Source organism: Saccharibacillus sp. WB 17 (genome assembly GCF_008634075.2).
GTDB lineage: Bacteria > Bacillota > Bacilli > Paenibacillales > Paenibacillaceae > Saccharibacillus > Saccharibacillus brassicae.
On record NZ_VPFK02000020.1, the window covers coordinates 200,895 to 218,524 of the forward strand.

The following is a 17,630-nucleotide window of genomic DNA, read 5'->3' on the forward strand; positions in this document are numbered from 1 at the left end:
AAAAGGAGTTTGGGATGCGCATATGAGGAAATAACTGCTCCTACGCAGCTATTCCGTCTAAAATAGAATAATAGAGGGAAATAGGTGCTGCTACGCAGTTATTTCGTCCAACGCGGACGAAAAGAGCGATAACAGCGGGTCTCATGCGCTTATGGGGAATTTGAACCGCTATCGGGATTTCGGATTTTTTCCGATATCCAAACGAGTCCCGTCCAAACCCGGCTCATCCCCTATTTCAAGCCCAAAGCGAAAGGAAGATCCGACACCCATGAACAACAAAAAGCTGCTTACGCTGCTGCTCGTCGCAGCCGTGCCGCTGGCCGGTCTGGCCCCGCTGCCCGCGGTTACCCCTTCGGCGCAGGCGGCTTCCGCCAAGCAAGCGCTGAAGCTGCCGTCCGGCGCAAGCTATTACGGCGAAGTCCGAAACGGACAGCCGCACGGACGCGGCACGCTCGCATGGAGCCCAAGCAAGAGCTATTCCGGCACGTTCAAGTCCGGCAAACGCAGCGGCACAGGCAAATACGTCAATACGTATCTCGATTCCGCCACGGGCCGGCTGCACAAAATCGTCTACAACGGCACATGGAGCGCCGACGAGATGAACGGCAGAGGCGTATGGACCGAGCAGGTGTACGCTCCGGACGGCCTCATGTTCTCAAACGGCATTCGTACCGGCCTGTTTGCGCAGAACAAATTGAATCAAGGTTACCAGGTGGTCCATGCCCAGGCCGACCCGGATTACAGCTTCTCGTACCGGAGCCCCGGCTTCCGGCTCGACGTGCTCGGCAGCAACGTCAGCCTGCTCGCCGATTGGCGCAGCGGGACGCTGTTCGACGTGCGCTATCGCAAAGGCTCGATCCGCCACGACTATTCGCTCTTCCAGGGGTCGACGCCCGCGGAAGAGAAGCGGCGCCTCGCGTCGCTGCGCTACCTGCTCGGCGTCACCGACGAGGTCACGCCGTATTTGCGGCAGTTCCGCGAGCTGTCGCAAGACCTGCCGCTGGACTGACAGGCGCCACGACAAAAAATTCCCTGGACGATTGTCCGGGAATGGCTGCTGTGCCGTGAACGGCCGCCGGGTGAGTGTGCCGCTGCGGCTGGCATTGTACCTTACAGGGCCAACGCTTCTTCCGTGATGCGCTTGATATCGACCGGCGAGAGCGTTTCTTCGTTGACCATTTCCGGCAAAATATGATCGAGGAAATAATCGACGCAGGCCAGCTTGATCCGTTTGATCTTGACGAGCGCGTTGCGGTACATGACGACGAACTCTTTTTCCGTATTGCCTTTTTGCAGTTCGGCGAACGCTTCGTACACCTGATCCATTTTGTCCGCGACTTCGAGAATCAGCCCTTCGATCGAATCGTCCTTGCCTTCGCGCAGCTGTCTGCGGAACGTCGGCTTGAAGTCTTCCGGAATATTTTCCTCGATAAAATGCGCGATCATGCCTTCTTCGACCTGCTGGATCAGCTGGCGGAGTTCCGGGGAAGAATGCTTGACCGGGGTTTTGATGTCTCCGATAAAAATTTCGCCGTAGTCGTGGCTGCTCGTAATTTCGTACAGCTTTTTCCAGTCGATCACGGCACCGTGCTGTTCTTCGATATCGGCGAGCGTCTTGGCGTACTGCACCACTTTCCAGGAGTGCGCGGCCACGCTGTGCTGTTCGAACTTGAATTTGCCGGGGCAGCGGATAATGCGTTCCAGCCCGTCGAGCGAGCGGAAGTAACGATGGATTCCCATGGCTTGTCCTTCTTTCCTCATCGATAGGGTAGCGTGCGGGTCTAGATAGTGCCAGTATACCTTCGGCTTGTTTGCGGGAAGTCAACGGACGGTCAAGCGGGGGTCAAAGTTAACAGGCGCGGGCAGGACCTGCGGATCGGGGCGGATAGGAAGGCAGTCCGGGAAAAGAGCGCCAAAACACGAAAAAGGTCCGACCTCGCGGTCGGGCCTTTTGCATGCTTTGGAGCGGACAGGAGGTGGATACGGACAATTCATGCTGTAGGCGATCAGGCGTCACGTGCGGTTTCTCTTCATATAATAGAACACCGGCAGTCCGATCAGCGTGATGCCGATCCCGATCAGCGAACGGCCGGGACTGTCGAGCAGCGTGCTGCCCAAAATGTACAGGCCGCCGGCGATCCCGATCATCGGGGTCAGCGGATACAGCGGCACCCGGTAGCGCCCGGGCTGCGCGGGGATGCGGCGGCGCAGCAGGAACACTCCGAACACGCCCGCCGTGAAAAAGATCCACAGCACGAACACGAGCAGATCGGTCAGCGTGTTGAACGTGCCCGAGAAAATGTAGAGAATCGCGAGCGCGGCCTGGAAGATCAGGGCGTTCGCCGGCGTGCCGAAGCGCGGATGAATGCGCCGCAGAAAAGGCGAGAACGGCGCGATGCCGCGTTCGCCCATCGCCTGCGGCACGCGGGCCGCGGTCATCAGGTAGCCGTTCAGCGCGCCAAGCACGGAGACGATGATGCCGGCGGTGATGAACGCGCCGCCCCCGCTGCCGAGCAGCGCTTCGGCCGCGTCGGCGCCCGGCGTCGGCGAGGAGACGATCTGCTCGAACGACAGCGCGCGGAAGATCGCGAGATTGAACAGCACGTAGACGACGATGACGAACGAGACGCCGATCAGGATGACTTTGGGCAGCGTCTTCGCCGGGTTCTTCATCTCGCCGGCCATATTCGTGACGCCGATCCAGCCGTCGTAAGCCCACAGCGTGCCGAGGATGGCGGCGCCGAAGCCGGCGGCTCCCGCCGCTTCCGCCGCCAGGCCGGAGACGCCGGCGAAGCCCGGCTGGCTGCCCGACAGCAGCCCGAACGCGACGATGCCGACGACCGGAACGAGCTTGCCCGCGGTCGCCAGCAGTTGAATCACGCCGCCGTACGTGGTCGAGATGACGTTCATGCCCAGAATGAACAGCAGGATGCCGACCGCGAGCGCTTTTTGCTGAAGATCGTTCATCGGCAGGAAGTAGCCCGAGTACGAAGCGAAAGCGATCGCGAGCGCCGCCACCGAAGCGGGATACGAGATGACCGCCTGCACCCAGCCGAGCAGGAAGCCGACCGTCTCGCCGTACAGCTCTTCGAGGTAGGCGTACAAGCCGCCCGCTTTCGGAATCGCGGCGGCGATCTCCGCGACGGACAGCGCGGAAGCGAGCGTGATGATGCCGCCCGCGACCCAGGCCAGCAGACTCATCCAGGGCGAGCCGGCGCTGGCGAGCACGATGCCCGGCTTCAGGAACAGGCCGGAACCGATAATCATGCCGACGACGATCGCCATCGCTTCGAGGAAGGTCACCGATTTTTTGAGGGAAGAAGACGCGGGGAGGCCGGAGTCCGGGGTTTCCGCGGCAGGTGGAACTTTTTTGGACAAGGGAATCACGTTTCCTTTCGCATACGGATCACCGGTGCGACGATGCACCGCGAAGACGCGATGCAAGGCAGAGACCGACCGAACCATTTTACCACTTTTTGCGCATCCGGGATATGAGATTCGTCTTTTCTTTTACACGGCAAGTCGAAGGGGCATCACGAAAAAACAAACATCACCCCTGAATAATTTCCATTGTATGCGTTTACAGAAAAAGCCATAATGACTTTAGCAAGAAGAAACAGACTACGAATCAAGGGGAGGAAATAGCGTGACAAAGAGAAAAACGAAATGGTTCGGCCTGGCAATGACGGGGATGCTGGCAGTCAGCCTCAGCGCGTGCGGCGGCGGAGGAGGAACGACGGCAAACAACGCGGCGGGCGGGGATGCGGCGGCCGATCCGGCCAAAACGGACAGCGCACCGGCCGGCGAGAAAGTGACGATCACGTTCCAGAACATCTATCCGGACGCAAGCGACCCGAAAAACCAGATGATGAAAAAGATCGTCGAGCAGTACGAGAGCGACAATCCGAACGTGACGATCGAACTCGATTCGCTCAACACGGACCAGCAGAAGCTGAAGCTCAAAACGCAGGCCGCTTCCAAGGAAGTGCCGGACATCACGGTCGTCAACCCGGCCGCGCAGATGCAGCCGTTCGTCGATGCCGACCTGTTCGCCCCGCTCAACGACATGGTCGAAGAGAACGGACTCAAAGACACGTTCCAATCCGGCATTCTCGATTACTACACGTTCGACGACAATCTGTACGCGCTGCCGGACGGCAACAACATCGGCGTCGTGTACTATAACAAGAAGCTGATGGAACAAGGCGGCGTGGAAGTGCCGACGACGTTCGAAGAGATGGTCGAAGCGATCAAGACGCTCAAAACCAAAGGCATCCAGCCTATGGTTATCGGCGAAAAAGACAGCTGGACCGGCTCGTTCCTCTTCATGAACATCCTGCTGAGAACGAACGGCGGACCGGGCTTCCTGCAGGACGTGCTCGACGGCAAAAAAACGTTCGAAGATCCGGCTTATGTCGAAGCGATCTCGGCGTTCCAACAGCTCGTTGACGCAGGCGCGTTCCAGGACGGAGCGACTTCGTTCGACTATAACGCGGGCGAGAACCTGTTCAAGACAGGTACCGCGGCCATGTACTTCATGGGCAGCTGGGCAACAGGCGGCATCGAGACCGCCGAAGTGAGCAAAGACGGCAACGTCGGTGTCTTCCAGTTCCCGACCGTCGGCGGCAAAGGCAACCCGGACGAATTCATGCTGGCACCGGGCAGCGCGTTCGCGATCTCCAAAGACAGCGAGCATCTGGAAGAAACGAAAGCTTTCCTCAACTACTTCATGCTGAACTTCCCCAAAGAAGCGTTTGAAGCCAAAGGCGCGGTCGGGATCGCCCAGAACGTGGACGGCGACTTCAAAGCCGCCGGTTACTCCGAGATGGCGATGAACGTACTGGACCTGTTCAAGAAGGTCAAAGGCGGAGACCTGGCGTTCGACAACACGATGAATCCGGCAACGACTCAGGTTCACCTGTCGGGTACGCAGAGTCTGTTCGTCGAACAAAAAGACGCTGCCGCGGTAGCCAAAGAGCTGCAGGCCGCCTACGAACAAAACAAAAAATAACGGCAAGCAGGCGGAAAACGAGAAGGGGACCTGCGGTCCCCTTCTCTTCGTCGGCTGCTCCCCGAGGAGGCGAACTTTCGCATGAACGTATTGAAAGTCTCCCGCTGGACGATCGCGGCTTTTATTCTGCCGTGTCTGATCGTCTATGTCGGTCTCGTGTTCGTCCCGATTCTCGTCTCGCTGTACAGCGGACTGCTGGATTGGAACGGAATCGGCCAATCGACTTTTGTCGGGCTCGATAACTACGTCAAAATGTTTACGAACGATCCCGTATTCTGGCCTTCGCTGCGCCGCACTTTCACGCTGGCCGGCTTCTCGATGCTCGTGCAGGTGCCGATCGCTTTGTTGGTCGCAATCCTGATCACCCGCTTCGTCCGGCGCCCGAACTTCCTCGTGTCCAGCTATTTCCTGCCGGTCATCCTGTCTGTCGCCATCATCGGCCAGCTGTGGAAAACGGTGTACAACCCGGCTTCGATGGGCGGCATGATCAACCAGATTCTGACGAGCGTCGGACTGGAATCGTGGACCCATTCGTGGCTGACCGAGCCGAAGATCGCCATCTACGCGATCATTCTCGTCTCGCTGTGGCAGTATCTCGGGTATCATATCCTGATTCAGTTCACGGGCATCCAGAACATCCCGGGCGAGATTTACGAAGCGGCCAAGATCGACGGCGCGGACGGCTTCAAGGCGGACCGTTACATCACGCTGCCGATGGTGCTGCCGATCCTGAAGATCTCGATCGTCCTGTCGTTTATCGGATCGCTGCAGTCGTTCGACCTGATCATGGTCATGACGGGCGGCGGCCCGGCGCACGCGACCGAAGTGCTCGCCAGCCACATGTACAATATGTCGTTCCTGACGATGCAGTACGGCTACGGCAGCTCGATCGCCAACGTCCTGATCACCGTCTGCCTGATCGCCACGATCCTGATCAATCTGCTGTTCACGCGTCTGGAAAAACGGTATACGTAGAAAGGGGGCTCCGTCCATGAGCCAGTTCGCAAGTTCCGCGGGTTCGAAGCCCGCGCTCAAAGTCCGCAGCCGGCGTATCTCGCCGAAGACGCTTATCGCGTACCTGTTCTTCGGCGTGCTGCTCGTCACGCAGCTCTATCCGCTGCTGTGGCTGCTGATCTATTCCCTCAAGACGAACGAAGAGATTTTGTCGGGCAGCTTCTTCACCCTTCCGGCCGAATGGCAGTGGAGCAATTACCAGGGCGCGATCGAAGGCGGCAGCTATTTCCGCTATCTCGGCAACAGCTTGTTCGTCACCGTCACGACGATGATCTGCGTCCTGCTGCTCGCTTCGCTGGCGGCGTTCGCGATCAGCCGTTTCCGCTGGAAATACGGCCAGTTCGTCATGCTGCTGTTCCTGCTCGGGATGATGATTCCGATGCAGGGGACGCTGCTGCCGCTGATGATCATTTTCAAAAACCTGCATGTGCTCAATACCCATCTGGCGCTTATCCTGCCGTACGTCGCGTTCCAGATGCCGATCGCCGTCTTCATCCTCAGCGGATTCCTGCGCACCATTCCGCACGAGATCGAAGAGTCCGCGATTATGGACGGCGCCGGCGCGTTCCGCATCTTCCGCAGCATCATCCTGCCGGTGTCGATCCCGCCGATGATGACCGTCTGCATCCTGACGTTCATCAACGTCTGGAACGAGTATATCCTCGCCGCGACGTTCATCTCGTCGGAACGGTTGAAGACGCTGCCGTTCGGCGTCTACAGCTTCGTCAGCCAATATTCGGTCAATTACGGCGCGATCGGAGCATTCCTCGTACTGGCCGCCCTGCCGGTCATTCTGGTCTACTTCCTGCTTGCAGAAAAAATTACCAAAGGCATGGTGGCAGGTGCGGTTAAGGGTTAAGATGAAGGCATGAGACGCGTACAGAAACGACTAAACACGATTTACGGCCGGCTGTTTCCGGTGTTCCTGTTCAGCCTGCTCGGGCTTCTGCTGATCGTCAGCCTCGTCTATTACCAGCGGGCGACCGAGCAGGTTCGGGAGCAGGTCGGAACGCTGGCCGAAAAAAACATGTCCCAGACGGTCTCCCTGTTCGAGCAGCTGCTGGACGGTTATGATAGCGTCACCAAGACGCTCAACAGCAACGGCGAATTGATGCGGCTGCTGCGCCAGTCGTATCCCGATACCGGTTCGAGCGCCCAGATCCAGGCGGAACGGCGGATTACCGATATTCTCGGCGCCATCTTCTATTCGCGCAGCGACATCGTGGGCATCCACGTGCTGGCGGACAGCGGCAAAGTATACAGCTTCGTGCGTTCGACCGGCGCTTCCGTCCAGACGTACCCGGACAAGCCGTGGTTCGCGGAGCTGCGCCGCTCCACAGGCGATATTCGCTGGCTCGGCGTCTATCCGAAGTCGCTCATGAGCGGCTGGACAGACCGGCCCGTGTTCGCGTTCGGCCGCCAGGCGTTCGAGCTGGAAGGGCTGCAATCGGTCGGCTACGTGCTGATCGAGGTAGAAGCCGAAGCGATCTCGTCGGCGGTGTCGAACGCGAGCCTCGGGCAAAATACGCAGGTGGCGATACGGGATGCGGCGGGCACGGACATCATCCGGGCGGGAACCGAACGCGAAGCGTGGAAGTCCGTTCCGGCCAACTGGCCCGGCCGGCTCGAATCCGGCAGGATCCGTTCCTACGAAGGCGGCGACTGGCTGTTGACCGCGGCGGAGGTGGAGAAGACCGGCTGGACGATTCTGCGCGCTTCGCCGCAAAACGACCTCAAGCTGGAACTGCGCGAGACGCAGCAGTTTCTGCTGACGGTCATCGTGGCGCTGATCGTGGCGGCGACGATCTTGTCGACGATCGTCTCGCGTTCGTTCTCCCTGCCGTTCAAGCGGCTGGCCCGCGAGATGAAGCAGGTCGAGACAGGCAATTTCAAAGGGCAGGTGCATATCGAGTCCTATCAGGAGATCAACGTGCTCGTCGGTTCGTTCAACCGGATGGTGCGGGAGATGGACGGGCTGATCGAAGGGATCAAGCAGGCTTCGCTCAGCGAGAAGAATGCCCAGCTTCAGGCGCTGCAATCGCAGGTCAATCCGCATTTCCTGTTCAACACGCTGGATATGATCTACTGGATGCTCGACGAACGCGAAGACGACCGGCTGGAAGGCGTCATTCTGGCGCTGTCCAAAATGTTCCGCTACAGCAGCGACTGGGAAGAAGGCGCGAAAGTGCGGCTGCGGCTTGAGCTGGAACAGCTCAAGTCGTACCTGACGATCATCGAGACGCGGCTGGGCCGCCGCGTGCTGACGCAGATCGACGTGGAAGAACGGTGGCTGGATGCGCCCGTACCGAAGATGATCCTGCAGCCGATCGTCGAGAACGCGGTCAAATACGGACTCGAACCGCTGCGCGAAGGCGGCACACTGCATCTTTATTCCGAAGCGGATGTCGACTGCCTGCATATCGTGGTGGAAGACAACGGAACGGGTATCGAAGCGGCGACGCTTGGGCGGCTGCAGCGGCTGCTGGACGATCCGTCCGCGGCCGAACGGCACGTCGAAGGCGGACGCATCGGTATCGGGCTGCTCAACGTGCAGCGCCGTATCCGCCTGACATACGGCGACGCTTATGGCATTACGATCCACAGCATCCCGGGAAGCGGGACAAAGGTCCGGGTGACCTTTCCGTTACCGGGCGAGGAGGGCTTGGTATGAACATACTCGTCGTGGACGACGAACCGATTATCCGCAGCGGAATCCAGCGTACGATCCAGCGAACTTTTCCGCAGCACAAAGTGATTCTCGCCGAAGGTCCGATCGATGCGGTCGAGCGGCTCAAAAGCGACCTGATCGACCTGGTCCTGACCGACGTGCTCATGCCGGGCATGAACGGGCTGGAACTGATGGAAGTGTCCCGCACGCTGCACCCGGATGCCAAATGGGTCGTTATCTCCGCGTACTCCGAATTCGAATATGCCAAAAAAGCGGTGCGGCTCGGCGCGCGGGATTATCTGCTCAAGCCGATCGGCAAAGACATTCTCGTCGAGCTGATCAAAAAGATGGGCGACGAAATCGAGGAAAGCAACGTGCGCGCCAAAGAAAGCCAGCTGCTCAAGCAGAACCTGCGCTTCCTGCGCGAAGCCGTCTTCGCCAGATGGGCGTCGGGCCTCGACCTCGGCGGAATCGATCTGGCTTCCTTCACCGAAGCGTATCCCGATTTCCATCTGCTGATGGTCCATGTGGAGAGCGACGCGGACACCAAACTGGAACATTTTATTGTGGAAAACGTGATGAACGAACTGATCGGCTCGTTCGGCCGGGGCTTCGTCGCGAGTATCGACGCCAAAAGCCTGCTTGGCCTCGTCAAGCTGGAGCGAAGCAGCCTCTCCGCGCTGAACGAAGAACTGCGCGGCTGCCTCAAGCGCTATCTCAAAAAGCCGTTCCAGCTGCTCGCTTCCGGCCGGATCGAAGATCCTTCGCGGGTGCCGGACGAAGTGCGTCTCATGCGCGAGACGTCCGAATATCAGGTGTACGACCATTACGCGAGCGGGGGCGAACAGGCTGTCGAAGTCGCGCTGCAGTACATCAAAGCGCGCTACGCGTCGGAACTGTCGCTGGAGAAAGTCGCTTCCGTCGTCTACCTGAACGCGGCTTACTTCAGCCAGCTGTTCAAGCAGAAGACCGGGCAGGGCTTCAAAGATTACGTCACGCAGATTCGCCTGGATCGCGCGATGGAGATGCTCGGCGAATCCGAACTGAAAGTCGGCGATATCGCCGAACGGGTCGGCTACCCCGACGTGCGCCATTTTTCCCAGGTGTTCCGCAAAAAAATAGGCAGCACGCCGTCGGAATATCGGGAGCAGATGAAAAGCCGGTGTTGATGCAGGCCGGACTGAAGGACCGAAAGGTCCTTTTTTTTATGCGTATCACTGTGTTAACATGGAAATATAAGGAGGGGATGGAATGAGTAAAATGAGAACCGAGCAAAAACGCGATATGGCTTGGACGATCGGGGGTTACTCGTTCATTTTGATCTTTTTTATCGTATTGAACCCCGGACCCAATGACACCCTGATTTTTATCATCGTCAGCAATGTCGTCGGATTGATCGTTTCTCTGGTCAAAATACGCACTGAGGAGACAAGCCGCGAGCGGTTCGTACGCAAGCGCGAGGAGAACGGACCTCCGGGCTTCTGGCGGGGAACGCTGTCGGAGAGCGGACGCGTGTTCAGTACCTTTTTCGTCGGCCTGATGGCTTTTACGCTGCTGCTGTATCTAACGGACGGGACGAATCTGCTGCGGACGCTGCTCGACCAGTCGCTGGGCACGATCGGCCGGATGACGCTTATTCTGATGATTGCGTCGTTTCTGATCGGGGCGGTATTCCACGGCAAAAGCGAGGAGCGTTACGAACGAATCAAGCAAAAATGGGAGAGCGCGGAATAGGCTCTCTTTTTTTGTGTGCACATTTAAGAGAACGCTTACACAAAAAGGCGCAGCTGTATCCCTCTTCATTTTCCAAAGCCGCCAGCCGATGAAAAGGAAAACAATACTTGGGAAAAAATGGAGGTTTGAATATGGCCGGCAATCGCAGAAAAGCGCCGTTTCGTTATGTATTGGACAAGCCGATCGAGTTCGAATTGTATATCGTCAGCCTGAATTTCACGTCCGCGCCGAAAAAGCCGGTCTTCGCGCAGATGCACGATATCAGCCGCTCGGGCTGCCTCGTCTCGCTGCCGCTGGAAATTCCCGTCGGAAAAAATCGGATTCGCGTCGCGCTCGATTTCGTGCTGAACGAGCAGCCGCTGCATTTCGAAGGACTGTTGAAATGGAACAAGGAAGAAGAAGGACGTCATTACTACGGGGTAGAAATGGAAGTGCCGGACGAAGAAAAAGATCGATTGCAGTTGGAACTGCGGGGACTGGCGGGGGCGAACCGGATTCGGGTGATGTAGGGACAGGCAGGGCTGAAGATTGGGATGTGCGTTCGCTCGGGATTACATGGGACTCGCTCCTTTCAAAAAGGCTAGAGATAAGTTGAACTACGGGATCAGGAGTGCAGCCGCGGATTTACCGCGTCGGCTTCGACAATTCGTTCGGTTCGACGGGGCGGCTCAGCCAGTGCTCGTCTGTCCGGACGTGGTTTTGGCGCACGAATTTGGCCAGGCTGCTTTTGAACTGATCATAGGCAAAAGAATTCGCTGCGCGCACGACGTATCCTTCCTGTTCGCCGCCGCAGTTCGACAGACCGGTGTGGCAGCGTCTGACTGCCTGCTCGTCCCAGATTCCCCGGTACAGCACCGGCACGGTCGGGATGCGAAGCTCGTTCGCGAGCCGCTCCGTATCGTCCCACGACAGGCAGACATTGTGTTCGTTCCAGACGGAGAAAAGCATGAAATACCCCGGCAGCGCTTCGTATTTGATCGAATGCTTCGCGTACGTATTTTCCCCGCATAACCGCCAGCCTGCCGGAATAAGGTGACGAAGGCTTCCGTGCAGCGTCTTGACGTAATGCCTGGACGAGTGGTCTTTGCTGTCAAGCGAACGGGCATGGATAAGGTCCGGGTACATCGTCGTGTTTTCCCCGTCCATTTTCTCCGTTACGACCACTTCCTGTCCGATAAAATGCGCCGTGTCCCGCAATATTTTGTCGTCGTCCGTGTAGCTTCTGGACCAGGGCAGATGCATCGTTTTCGGATATTTGATTTTCATGGAATCGCCTCGCTTCGTTGTGCTTGGTCATGCGATAAGGTTCGCGGCCGCGATTATTTGCCGAACGTATCGGCTTCCGCGAACAAGTACATGCGGGCCAGCATTTCGCCGCCCAACAGATGGTAGAGATTCGAAGCGCCGGCGTCTCCGCCGTGCAGAATCTCCATATGGGTCTCGATCCGCGCGGTCACGTCGAGCACGAAGTCGTCGCCGTATCCGAGCGCTTTCAGCAGATGGCAGCCGATCGAAGCGGATACGTGCTCGTGCCCGAAGTACGAATAATGTCCGCGGGCTTCTTTCCACACTTGGCAGAACGGTTTGCCGATGTCGTGCAGCAGCGCCGTCCACTGCATCTCGAGCCGGTCTTCTTCGCCGTAAAAAGCGTTCACGTATTCCAGCACCGCGTACGTATGCTGGGACAGCGTGCGGCTGTGATACGGATTGCCCTGATCGTAGCCGAGCATGCGGGCAAACGACGGGACAGCCGACAGTTCGGCAAACAGTTCGTCATGGCCGGCTTCCTGCCGCAGCAGCGTTTCCAGCTTGACACGCAGCTCTTCGCCCTGCGATTGCGAGCCGCTTGGGACGTTCGCGCCATCATCGGGCAGCGCCACAGCTTGTCCGTACAGCGCTTCCGCGTCCGGCATATGCACGAGACGCACTTCGGCGAAGCCTTCGCCGGGCAGCGGAAACTGCAGATTCTTCGCGTATTTGGCCAGAATCTTGTCGTCGAGCTTGCGCTTGCGGCCCGAGATGCGCCGCTGCGCTGTCTCGTACAGCGTATCGAGCACATGGCACTCGACGCGTTCATCGGCAAATCGCTTCAGAAACTTCGCGCGCCGGTCGCGATCGACGTTGGTCGCATCGAAGATGACCGTGCGCCCCGCCGCCAAAGCCGCTTCAATCTCCCGGAACGCCTCGTCAAAAATGACGTAGGTGTTTTTTTGCCGCGTTTCGCCGCCGAACAGCTTCAGCCGGACCGCGTCCGTCGAGACGATGACGCCCCGGACCGCGCTAGCCAGCTGTCGGGCGTAGACGCTTTTGCCGCTGCCGGGGATGCCGACCAGCATGTGGAGCGCTGCTTTCGGATTCATGTTCATCGGGTAGTTCACCTCCTTTCGCGGGAGGACCCGACTCCCATTATACGCCGAATCCGCCGAGCGGAACAGTCCGGGCGGCAGCGCGCTTCGAGGCGGGCCTCCTGCATTCTTTTTATAATACGATTGTGTTAATTAAAGATTTATGTTTATAATACGATTGTGTCATAAAAGAAAAGGAGGCTGTCCATGCGAGAAGGCGAGATGATGCTGACGGCAGTGAACGGGATCATCCTGCTGCTGCTTCTGTCCGGGCGCCTGCGCACGGCAGCGGCGAACATCGTGGCAGCCGCGGGCTCGGGGATCGTGCTGCTGCTGCATCTGGGGCTTGAAGGACCGAGATGGGAAATGATCCCGCTCTATGCCATGATTCTGCTGCCGTTATTAAGCTTCCGCAGGATTCGTCGTCGTCGGCGCAAAAGGATCCGGCTGTCGATCGGCGCGGCGGCGCTGCTGTATGCGGCGGGAGCGATTCTGCTGCCGATCGCGCTGCCGGTGTTCGCGTTCGAGCCGCTTGCGGGGCCTTACCGCGTAGGCACGGCGACGTATGTCTGGACGGACGTCTCGCGCAGGCAGGTGCACGCGGACGAGGCCGGCAAGCGGCGGAAGCTGTTGGTGCAGTTCTGGTACCCGGCTGAGGCAAAAGCTTCCGGCCCGGCGGCGCCGTACCTGCAGCATCCGCATCTATTCGCGCAGGCGCTGGGCGGACACGAAGGCGTGCCGGCGCTGCTGTTCGACAGTATGCGGCTGGTACGCACGCGCGCACTCGAACATGCGCCGCTGTCCGGCGCGCAGGCGCGGTATCCCGTCATCGTGTATTCGCACGGCAACCGCGGCTGGAGCGGCCAAAGCACGTTCCTGACCGAACAGCTTGCTTCGCAGGGGTATATCGTCGTCGGGATTGAGCACGCCGGCGGCACGAACGCGACCGTTTTCCCGGACGGAGAAGTGATGCCGTTCTACGCCGATGCGGGAACGACGCTCGACAACGGGGCGTTCGACCGGCTGACGGACGACGTCTGGGTGCCGGACGTGAAGTTCGTGCTGGATCGGCTGGAAGAGCTGGACGGAAGAACTGGAACGGGGAACGGACGCGGGGAGCCTGGGGAAGCGCAGGCTGGGTTGATGTCTTCTAGTGCCGCAGCGGACCGCTCCGCCGGGCAGAGCGACACCGCCGGAGCGGCGGAGCGCTTCGGCGGTCGGCTCGATCTGGAGCGGGCGGGCATCGTCGGGTATTCGCTTGGCGGCGCGGCTGCGGCGCAGCTGCTGCTGCTGGGCGACGACCGGCTGCGGGCCGGCATCGACATGGACGGCGGCTTGTACGGGTCGCTGCGCGCACCGCAGGGCTTCGACCGACCGTTTATGCTCATGAGCGCGGACCGCACATTCCGTGCGGAGGCCATGAGCGACGAAGCGTTGGCGCAAATCGGCGCTTCCCGGTCCGAATACGACGCTACCGTCGGCGAACTGCTGGAACGTCAGGCCCAGGCGGCGGCCGGCGGCAATTACAGGTTGACGCTCCAAAATACCGACCATGCCAGCTTCTCCGACGCGCCTCTGTATTCGCCGCTGCTGTCGGCCGCATCCGGTCTGGACGCGCGCGGAGCGCATGAAGTGATCCGTGTCTATACGGTGGCCTTTTTCGACAAGTATCTGAAAGGGAAAAAAGTGGAGCTGCCTGCTCTCGAAGCGGGAACAGAGGGCGATTACACGCTGATCCAAGGACCATAACGAGTCAAAACGGACGCATGACGGGAAAAAGAAAACAGCAGCAGCGCAAAAGCAGCCGGGTCCGTAAGGACGAGCGGCTGCTTTTCGGTATTTCGGCATTCCGATATTCGGACGTTCAGGTGTTCGGACATTCAGGTATTCGAATATGCGGGATGACCCCAGCTTCCGCTCAGGGCAGGATGGCAAAAGACCGTACCGGGAACCCCGACGCTTTTTCCGCTTTGGGCACGATATTGAAGATGACCGCGCCCGTAGGCGGCACAAGGTCCAGATTGTTCAGCAGCTCGACCTGATACACATCTTGGTCCAGCACGTAATATTCGCCGAGCAGCGCGCCGTTGCGGGCATAATCCGCGGCGGAGTCCGTGTCGAACGTCTCGTGGCCGACGGCCTGAACGCCGCGCTGCCGAAGCAGCAGTTCCAGTGCTTCGACCGACCAGCCCGGCGCATGGCTGCGGCCGTCCGCATCCTTGTTCTCGAACGCGGCCTGGCTCGGCCATCGCTTGCTCCAATCGGTGCGCAGGGCGACGAAGCTGCCAGGCGGAATGCGGCCGTGCTGCGCTTCGAACGCTTCGATGTCTGCCGCGCTCAGCGTATAATCGGCATCCGCCGCCGCTTCGGCCGATTTGTCGATCACGATCAGCGGCAGCACCAGCTCTTTCAGTTCCAGTTCGTCGAGATAACGCGCGTCCCGCACGAAATGGATCGGAGCGTCGAGATGCGTGCCGTACTGGCCGGGGAAGTGGAAACGCTGGGCGAAAAAGCCGTCGTCGTGCGTGAACAGCGTCTCGAACTGCGCCGGCTCGAACGCCGCGAAGCGCGGAGAGTCCGGTCCGAACGTATGGGTCAGGTCGATCCATTTCTTTTCCTTGAGCAGTTTGAGCGCGCCGAGCAGATCGTTGGTCATGGTGGCCCACCTCGTTTTCTGTTTTTAATCGTTTATTATAGAGGCAGCCGGATAGCGAAAACAAGGTTACGTTCGGAATCGGCTTATGATAACATGGGAATTAATGCTTAACGAGGAAAGAATGAAGGAGAAGTCGGCTGTACGGCAAGTTCTACAAATAAACGGCGCAAGCCTTAATCCATGTACCCGCAGAGGAGGATTTCCTGTCATGACCGAACTCGCCGGAGCTTCCAAAGTCCGCCTATCCGACACGACGACCCGCGTCTTCGAACGCCTGACGGCAGATCCGGCGGTCCGCCGCGCGTTCGAGTTTCTCGAAGCGGACAACGACCGCACGACCGACGAGCAGATTGAGCTGACCGAGATCGAAGCGCCGACGTTCGAAGAAGGGAAGAAAGGGCGCGCTTTCGCCCGCAAACTGTCCGATCTGGGCCTTGAACAGGTCAAGAGCGACGAAGTCGGCAACGTGTTCGGCGTCCGGCGCGGCCGGGGCACGGGTCCGGCGCTCGTCGTCTGCGCGCATCTCGACACGGTGTTTCCGCGCGGGACGGTCGTCAAAGCGCGGCGCGAAGGCAGCCGTATCTACGCGCCGGGCATCGCCGACGACGGCCGCGGGCTGGCGTCCGTGCTGACGCTGCTGCGCGCGCTCAACGAAGCCGGACTGGTCACCGAAGGGGACCTCGTGATCGGCGCGACCGTCGGCGAAGAAGGGCTCGGCGACCTGCGCGGCGTCAAAGCGCTGTTCGCCGCCCGCGACGATCTCGACGGATTCATCTCGATCGAGCCGGGCGCGCCGGACCGGATCACGTATCTTGCGGCCGGCAGCAAGCGCTACAAGATCGTGTTCCGCGGCCCGGGCGGGCACAGCTTCGGCAGCTTCGGCACGCCGAGCCCGATCCATGCCCTCGGCCGCGCGATAGGCAAGATCGCCGATCTGGAAGTGCCGCACGAACCGAAAACAACGTTCAATATCGGCGTGATCGAAGGCGGCACGTCGGTCAATACGATCGCCGAGACGGCGGGCATGGTCGTCGATATGCGTTCGACTTCGCAGGAGCGGCTGGAGCGGCTCGAAGCCGACGTGCTGGAGCTGGTCCGCCGCGCGGCGCAGGCTGAGAACGATCGCTGGCGGCGCCCGAACGCGATTACGACGATCGTCGAACGCGTCGGCGATCGCCCGGCGGGCTTCCAGCGGTCCGACAGCGAGATCGTGCAGGCGGCGGCCGGAGCCGGTCTTGCGATGGGCTTCCGTCCGATTCTGGAAGGAGCCAGCAGCACCGACGCCAACATCCCGATCCATCTCGGCATCCCGGCCGTGACGCTCGGCGGCGGCGGAGATTTCGGCGGCGCGCATACGCTGAACGAATACTACGACCCGACGGCTGCGCATCTCGGCGTGCAGAAGATTTTGCTGACGCTGCTCGGGCTGGTCGGACTGGCGGAGACGACCGAGCCGCTGCTGCCGCGCAGAAACGCCGATCCGGCGTGAACGCTGCCCTTTCGTGAGCGGTGTCATGTGGAGTCGAGCGGTCTGGCGGTAAAAGAAAAGGCTGCCCCGGAGTCGCGATATGCGACCGGGGCAGCCTTTTTCGGCGCGGACGGACAGAGGCGGTCGACGACCGCCTCTTCGCTTCAGTCGGCGTATCTGGCTTCGTGCCGCAGCAGCCATTCTTTGCGCCACAGGCCGCCGGCGTAGCCGGTCAGCTTGCCGCCGGAGCCGATGATGCGATGGCACGGCAGCACGATCGTCAGTTTGTTGCGGCCGTTGGCCGAGCCGACGGCGCGGACGGCGCGTTCGCTGCCGACCGCGATCGCCAGGTCTTTGTACGACCGGGACGTCGCATAGGGCACGGCGGCGAGTTCCGCCCAGACGGCGCGTTGGAACGGCGTGCCGGCGAACACGTACGGGAAATCGAACGTCTTGCGTTGGCCGCGGAAATATTCGTCGAGCTGCAGACGGCACTGCCGCAGCGCGGCGGGGATGCCGGCGTCTTCGGCATCGGACTGCGCACCCTGCAGCGGGGCGTGCGCAAACGGATTGGACTCCGGCCAGCCTTCCGGCATGGCCGTGTTGGCGAACAGGATCGAAGACACGGCTTCGTCCGTGCCTTCGATCCGGATCTCGCCGAGCGGCGATAGATAGGTCAGGCGATGCACGGCCGCGGCGGCCGGCAGAGTCATGGACGCCGGCGGCGCCAAAGC

General features: G+C 60.0%; 16 protein-coding genes. 10 read left to right on the forward strand and 6 right to left on the reverse strand.

What is annotated here, in order from left to right:
• Window positions 1-268: 268 nt before the first annotated feature.
• On the forward strand, window positions 269-1,009 hold the full coding sequence (locus FTE24_RS10270; RefSeq protein WP_150233267.1) for a hypothetical protein: 741 nt from the start codon (window positions 269-271) through the stop codon (window positions 1,007-1,009).
• 101 nt (window positions 1,010-1,110) lie between these two features.
• On the opposite strand, the gene FTE24_RS10275 is transcribed toward FTE24_RS10270, so the two are convergent.
• Window positions 1,111-1,740: a YfbR-like 5'-deoxynucleotidase gene (locus FTE24_RS10275; RefSeq protein WP_141446618.1), complete on the reverse strand. Its 630-nt coding sequence runs from the start codon at window positions 1,738-1,740 to the stop codon at window positions 1,111-1,113.
• Window positions 1,741-2,013: 273 nt separating this feature from the next.
• The gene (locus FTE24_RS10280; RefSeq protein ID WP_237401716.1) at window positions 2,014-3,378 is read right to left on the reverse strand and encodes an APC family permease; all 1,365 of its coding nucleotides are present in this window, start codon (window positions 3,376-3,378) and stop codon (window positions 2,014-2,016) included.
• Window positions 3,379-3,646: 268 nt separating this feature from the next.
• On the opposite strand from FTE24_RS10280, the gene FTE24_RS10285 reads away from it, so the two are divergent.
• From FTE24_RS10285 to FTE24_RS10315, 7 genes are all read left to right on the forward strand, one after another.
• Complete coding sequence (locus tag FTE24_RS10285; protein WP_415663187.1) at window positions 3,647-5,011, forward strand: extracellular solute-binding protein; 1,365 nt, start codon at window positions 3,647-3,649, stop codon at window positions 5,009-5,011.
• Between the two features lie 81 nt (window positions 5,012-5,092).
• Window positions 5,093-5,986 (forward strand): carbohydrate ABC transporter permease, encoded by an 894-nt coding sequence (locus tag FTE24_RS10290; RefSeq protein ID WP_141446617.1) that lies wholly within the window; start codon window positions 5,093-5,095, stop codon window positions 5,984-5,986.
• A gap of 16 nt (window positions 5,987-6,002) precedes the next feature.
• A complete protein-coding gene (locus tag FTE24_RS10295; protein ID WP_141446616.1) occupies window positions 6,003-6,884 on the forward strand; it encodes a carbohydrate ABC transporter permease in 882 nt (293 codons plus the stop codon).
• Between the two features lie 9 nt (window positions 6,885-6,893).
• Entirely contained in the window at window positions 6,894-8,696 is a 1,803-nt protein-coding gene (locus FTE24_RS10300; protein ID WP_150233268.1) for a cache domain-containing sensor histidine kinase, read from the forward strand.
• Complete coding sequence (locus FTE24_RS10305) at window positions 8,693-9,862, forward strand: response regulator transcription factor (protein ID WP_141446614.1); 1,170 nt, start codon at window positions 8,693-8,695, stop codon at window positions 9,860-9,862. Before FTE24_RS10300 ends, FTE24_RS10305 begins: the two co-directional genes overlap by 4 nt.
• 82 nt (window positions 9,863-9,944) lie before the next feature.
• The gene (locus FTE24_RS10310) at window positions 9,945-10,427 is read left to right on the forward strand and encodes a hypothetical protein (RefSeq protein WP_150233270.1); all 483 of its coding nucleotides are present in this window, start codon (window positions 9,945-9,947) and stop codon (window positions 10,425-10,427) included.
• Window positions 10,428-10,558: 131 nt separating this feature from the next.
• Window positions 10,559-10,936 carry a PilZ domain-containing protein gene (locus FTE24_RS10315; RefSeq protein ID WP_141446611.1) on the forward strand — a complete coding sequence of 126 codons (378 nt, stop codon included), beginning with the start codon at window positions 10,559-10,561 and terminating at the stop codon, window positions 10,934-10,936.
• Between the two features lie 115 nt (window positions 10,937-11,051).
• On the opposite strand, the gene FTE24_RS10320 is transcribed toward FTE24_RS10315, so the two are convergent.
• Together FTE24_RS10320 and FTE24_RS10325 are read right to left on the reverse strand one after the other, a co-directional pair.
• Window positions 11,052-11,693, reverse strand: a complete 642-nt coding sequence (locus FTE24_RS10320) for an RNA ligase family protein (protein ID WP_150233272.1) — start codon at window positions 11,691-11,693, stop codon at window positions 11,052-11,054.
• A gap of 53 nt (window positions 11,694-11,746) precedes the next feature.
• Window positions 11,747-12,793 carry an AAA family ATPase gene (locus tag FTE24_RS10325; RefSeq protein WP_237401717.1) on the reverse strand — a complete coding sequence of 349 codons (1,047 nt, stop codon included), beginning with the start codon at window positions 12,791-12,793 and terminating at the stop codon, window positions 11,747-11,749.
• Between the two features lie 186 nt (window positions 12,794-12,979).
• Here FTE24_RS10325 and FTE24_RS10330 point away from each other — a divergent pair, with 186 nt between their 5' ends.
• Window positions 12,980-14,521, forward strand: a complete 1,542-nt coding sequence (locus tag FTE24_RS10330; protein ID WP_150233275.1) for an alpha/beta hydrolase family protein — start codon at window positions 12,980-12,982, stop codon at window positions 14,519-14,521.
• A 169-nt stretch (window positions 14,522-14,690) separates the two neighbouring features.
• On the opposite strand, the gene FTE24_RS10335 is transcribed toward FTE24_RS10330, so the two are convergent.
• On the reverse strand, window positions 14,691-15,428 hold the full coding sequence (locus tag FTE24_RS10335) for a cyclase family protein (RefSeq protein ID WP_150233277.1): 738 nt from the start codon (window positions 15,426-15,428) through the stop codon (window positions 14,691-14,693).
• Window positions 15,429-15,636: 208 nt separating this feature from the next.
• On the opposite strand from FTE24_RS10335, the gene FTE24_RS10340 reads away from it, so the two are divergent.
• Window positions 15,637-16,917: a M20/M25/M40 family metallo-hydrolase gene (locus tag FTE24_RS10340; protein WP_150233279.1), complete on the forward strand. Its 1,281-nt coding sequence runs from the start codon at window positions 15,637-15,639 to the stop codon at window positions 16,915-16,917.
• Window positions 16,918-17,060: 143 nt separating this feature from the next.
• On the opposite strand, the gene FTE24_RS10345 is transcribed toward FTE24_RS10340, so the two are convergent.
• The gene (locus FTE24_RS10345) at window positions 17,061-17,609 is read right to left on the reverse strand and encodes a methylated-DNA--[protein]-cysteine S-methyltransferase (RefSeq protein WP_150233558.1); all 549 of its coding nucleotides are present in this window, start codon (window positions 17,607-17,609) and stop codon (window positions 17,061-17,063) included.
• Window positions 17,610-17,630 lie beyond the last annotated feature (21 nt).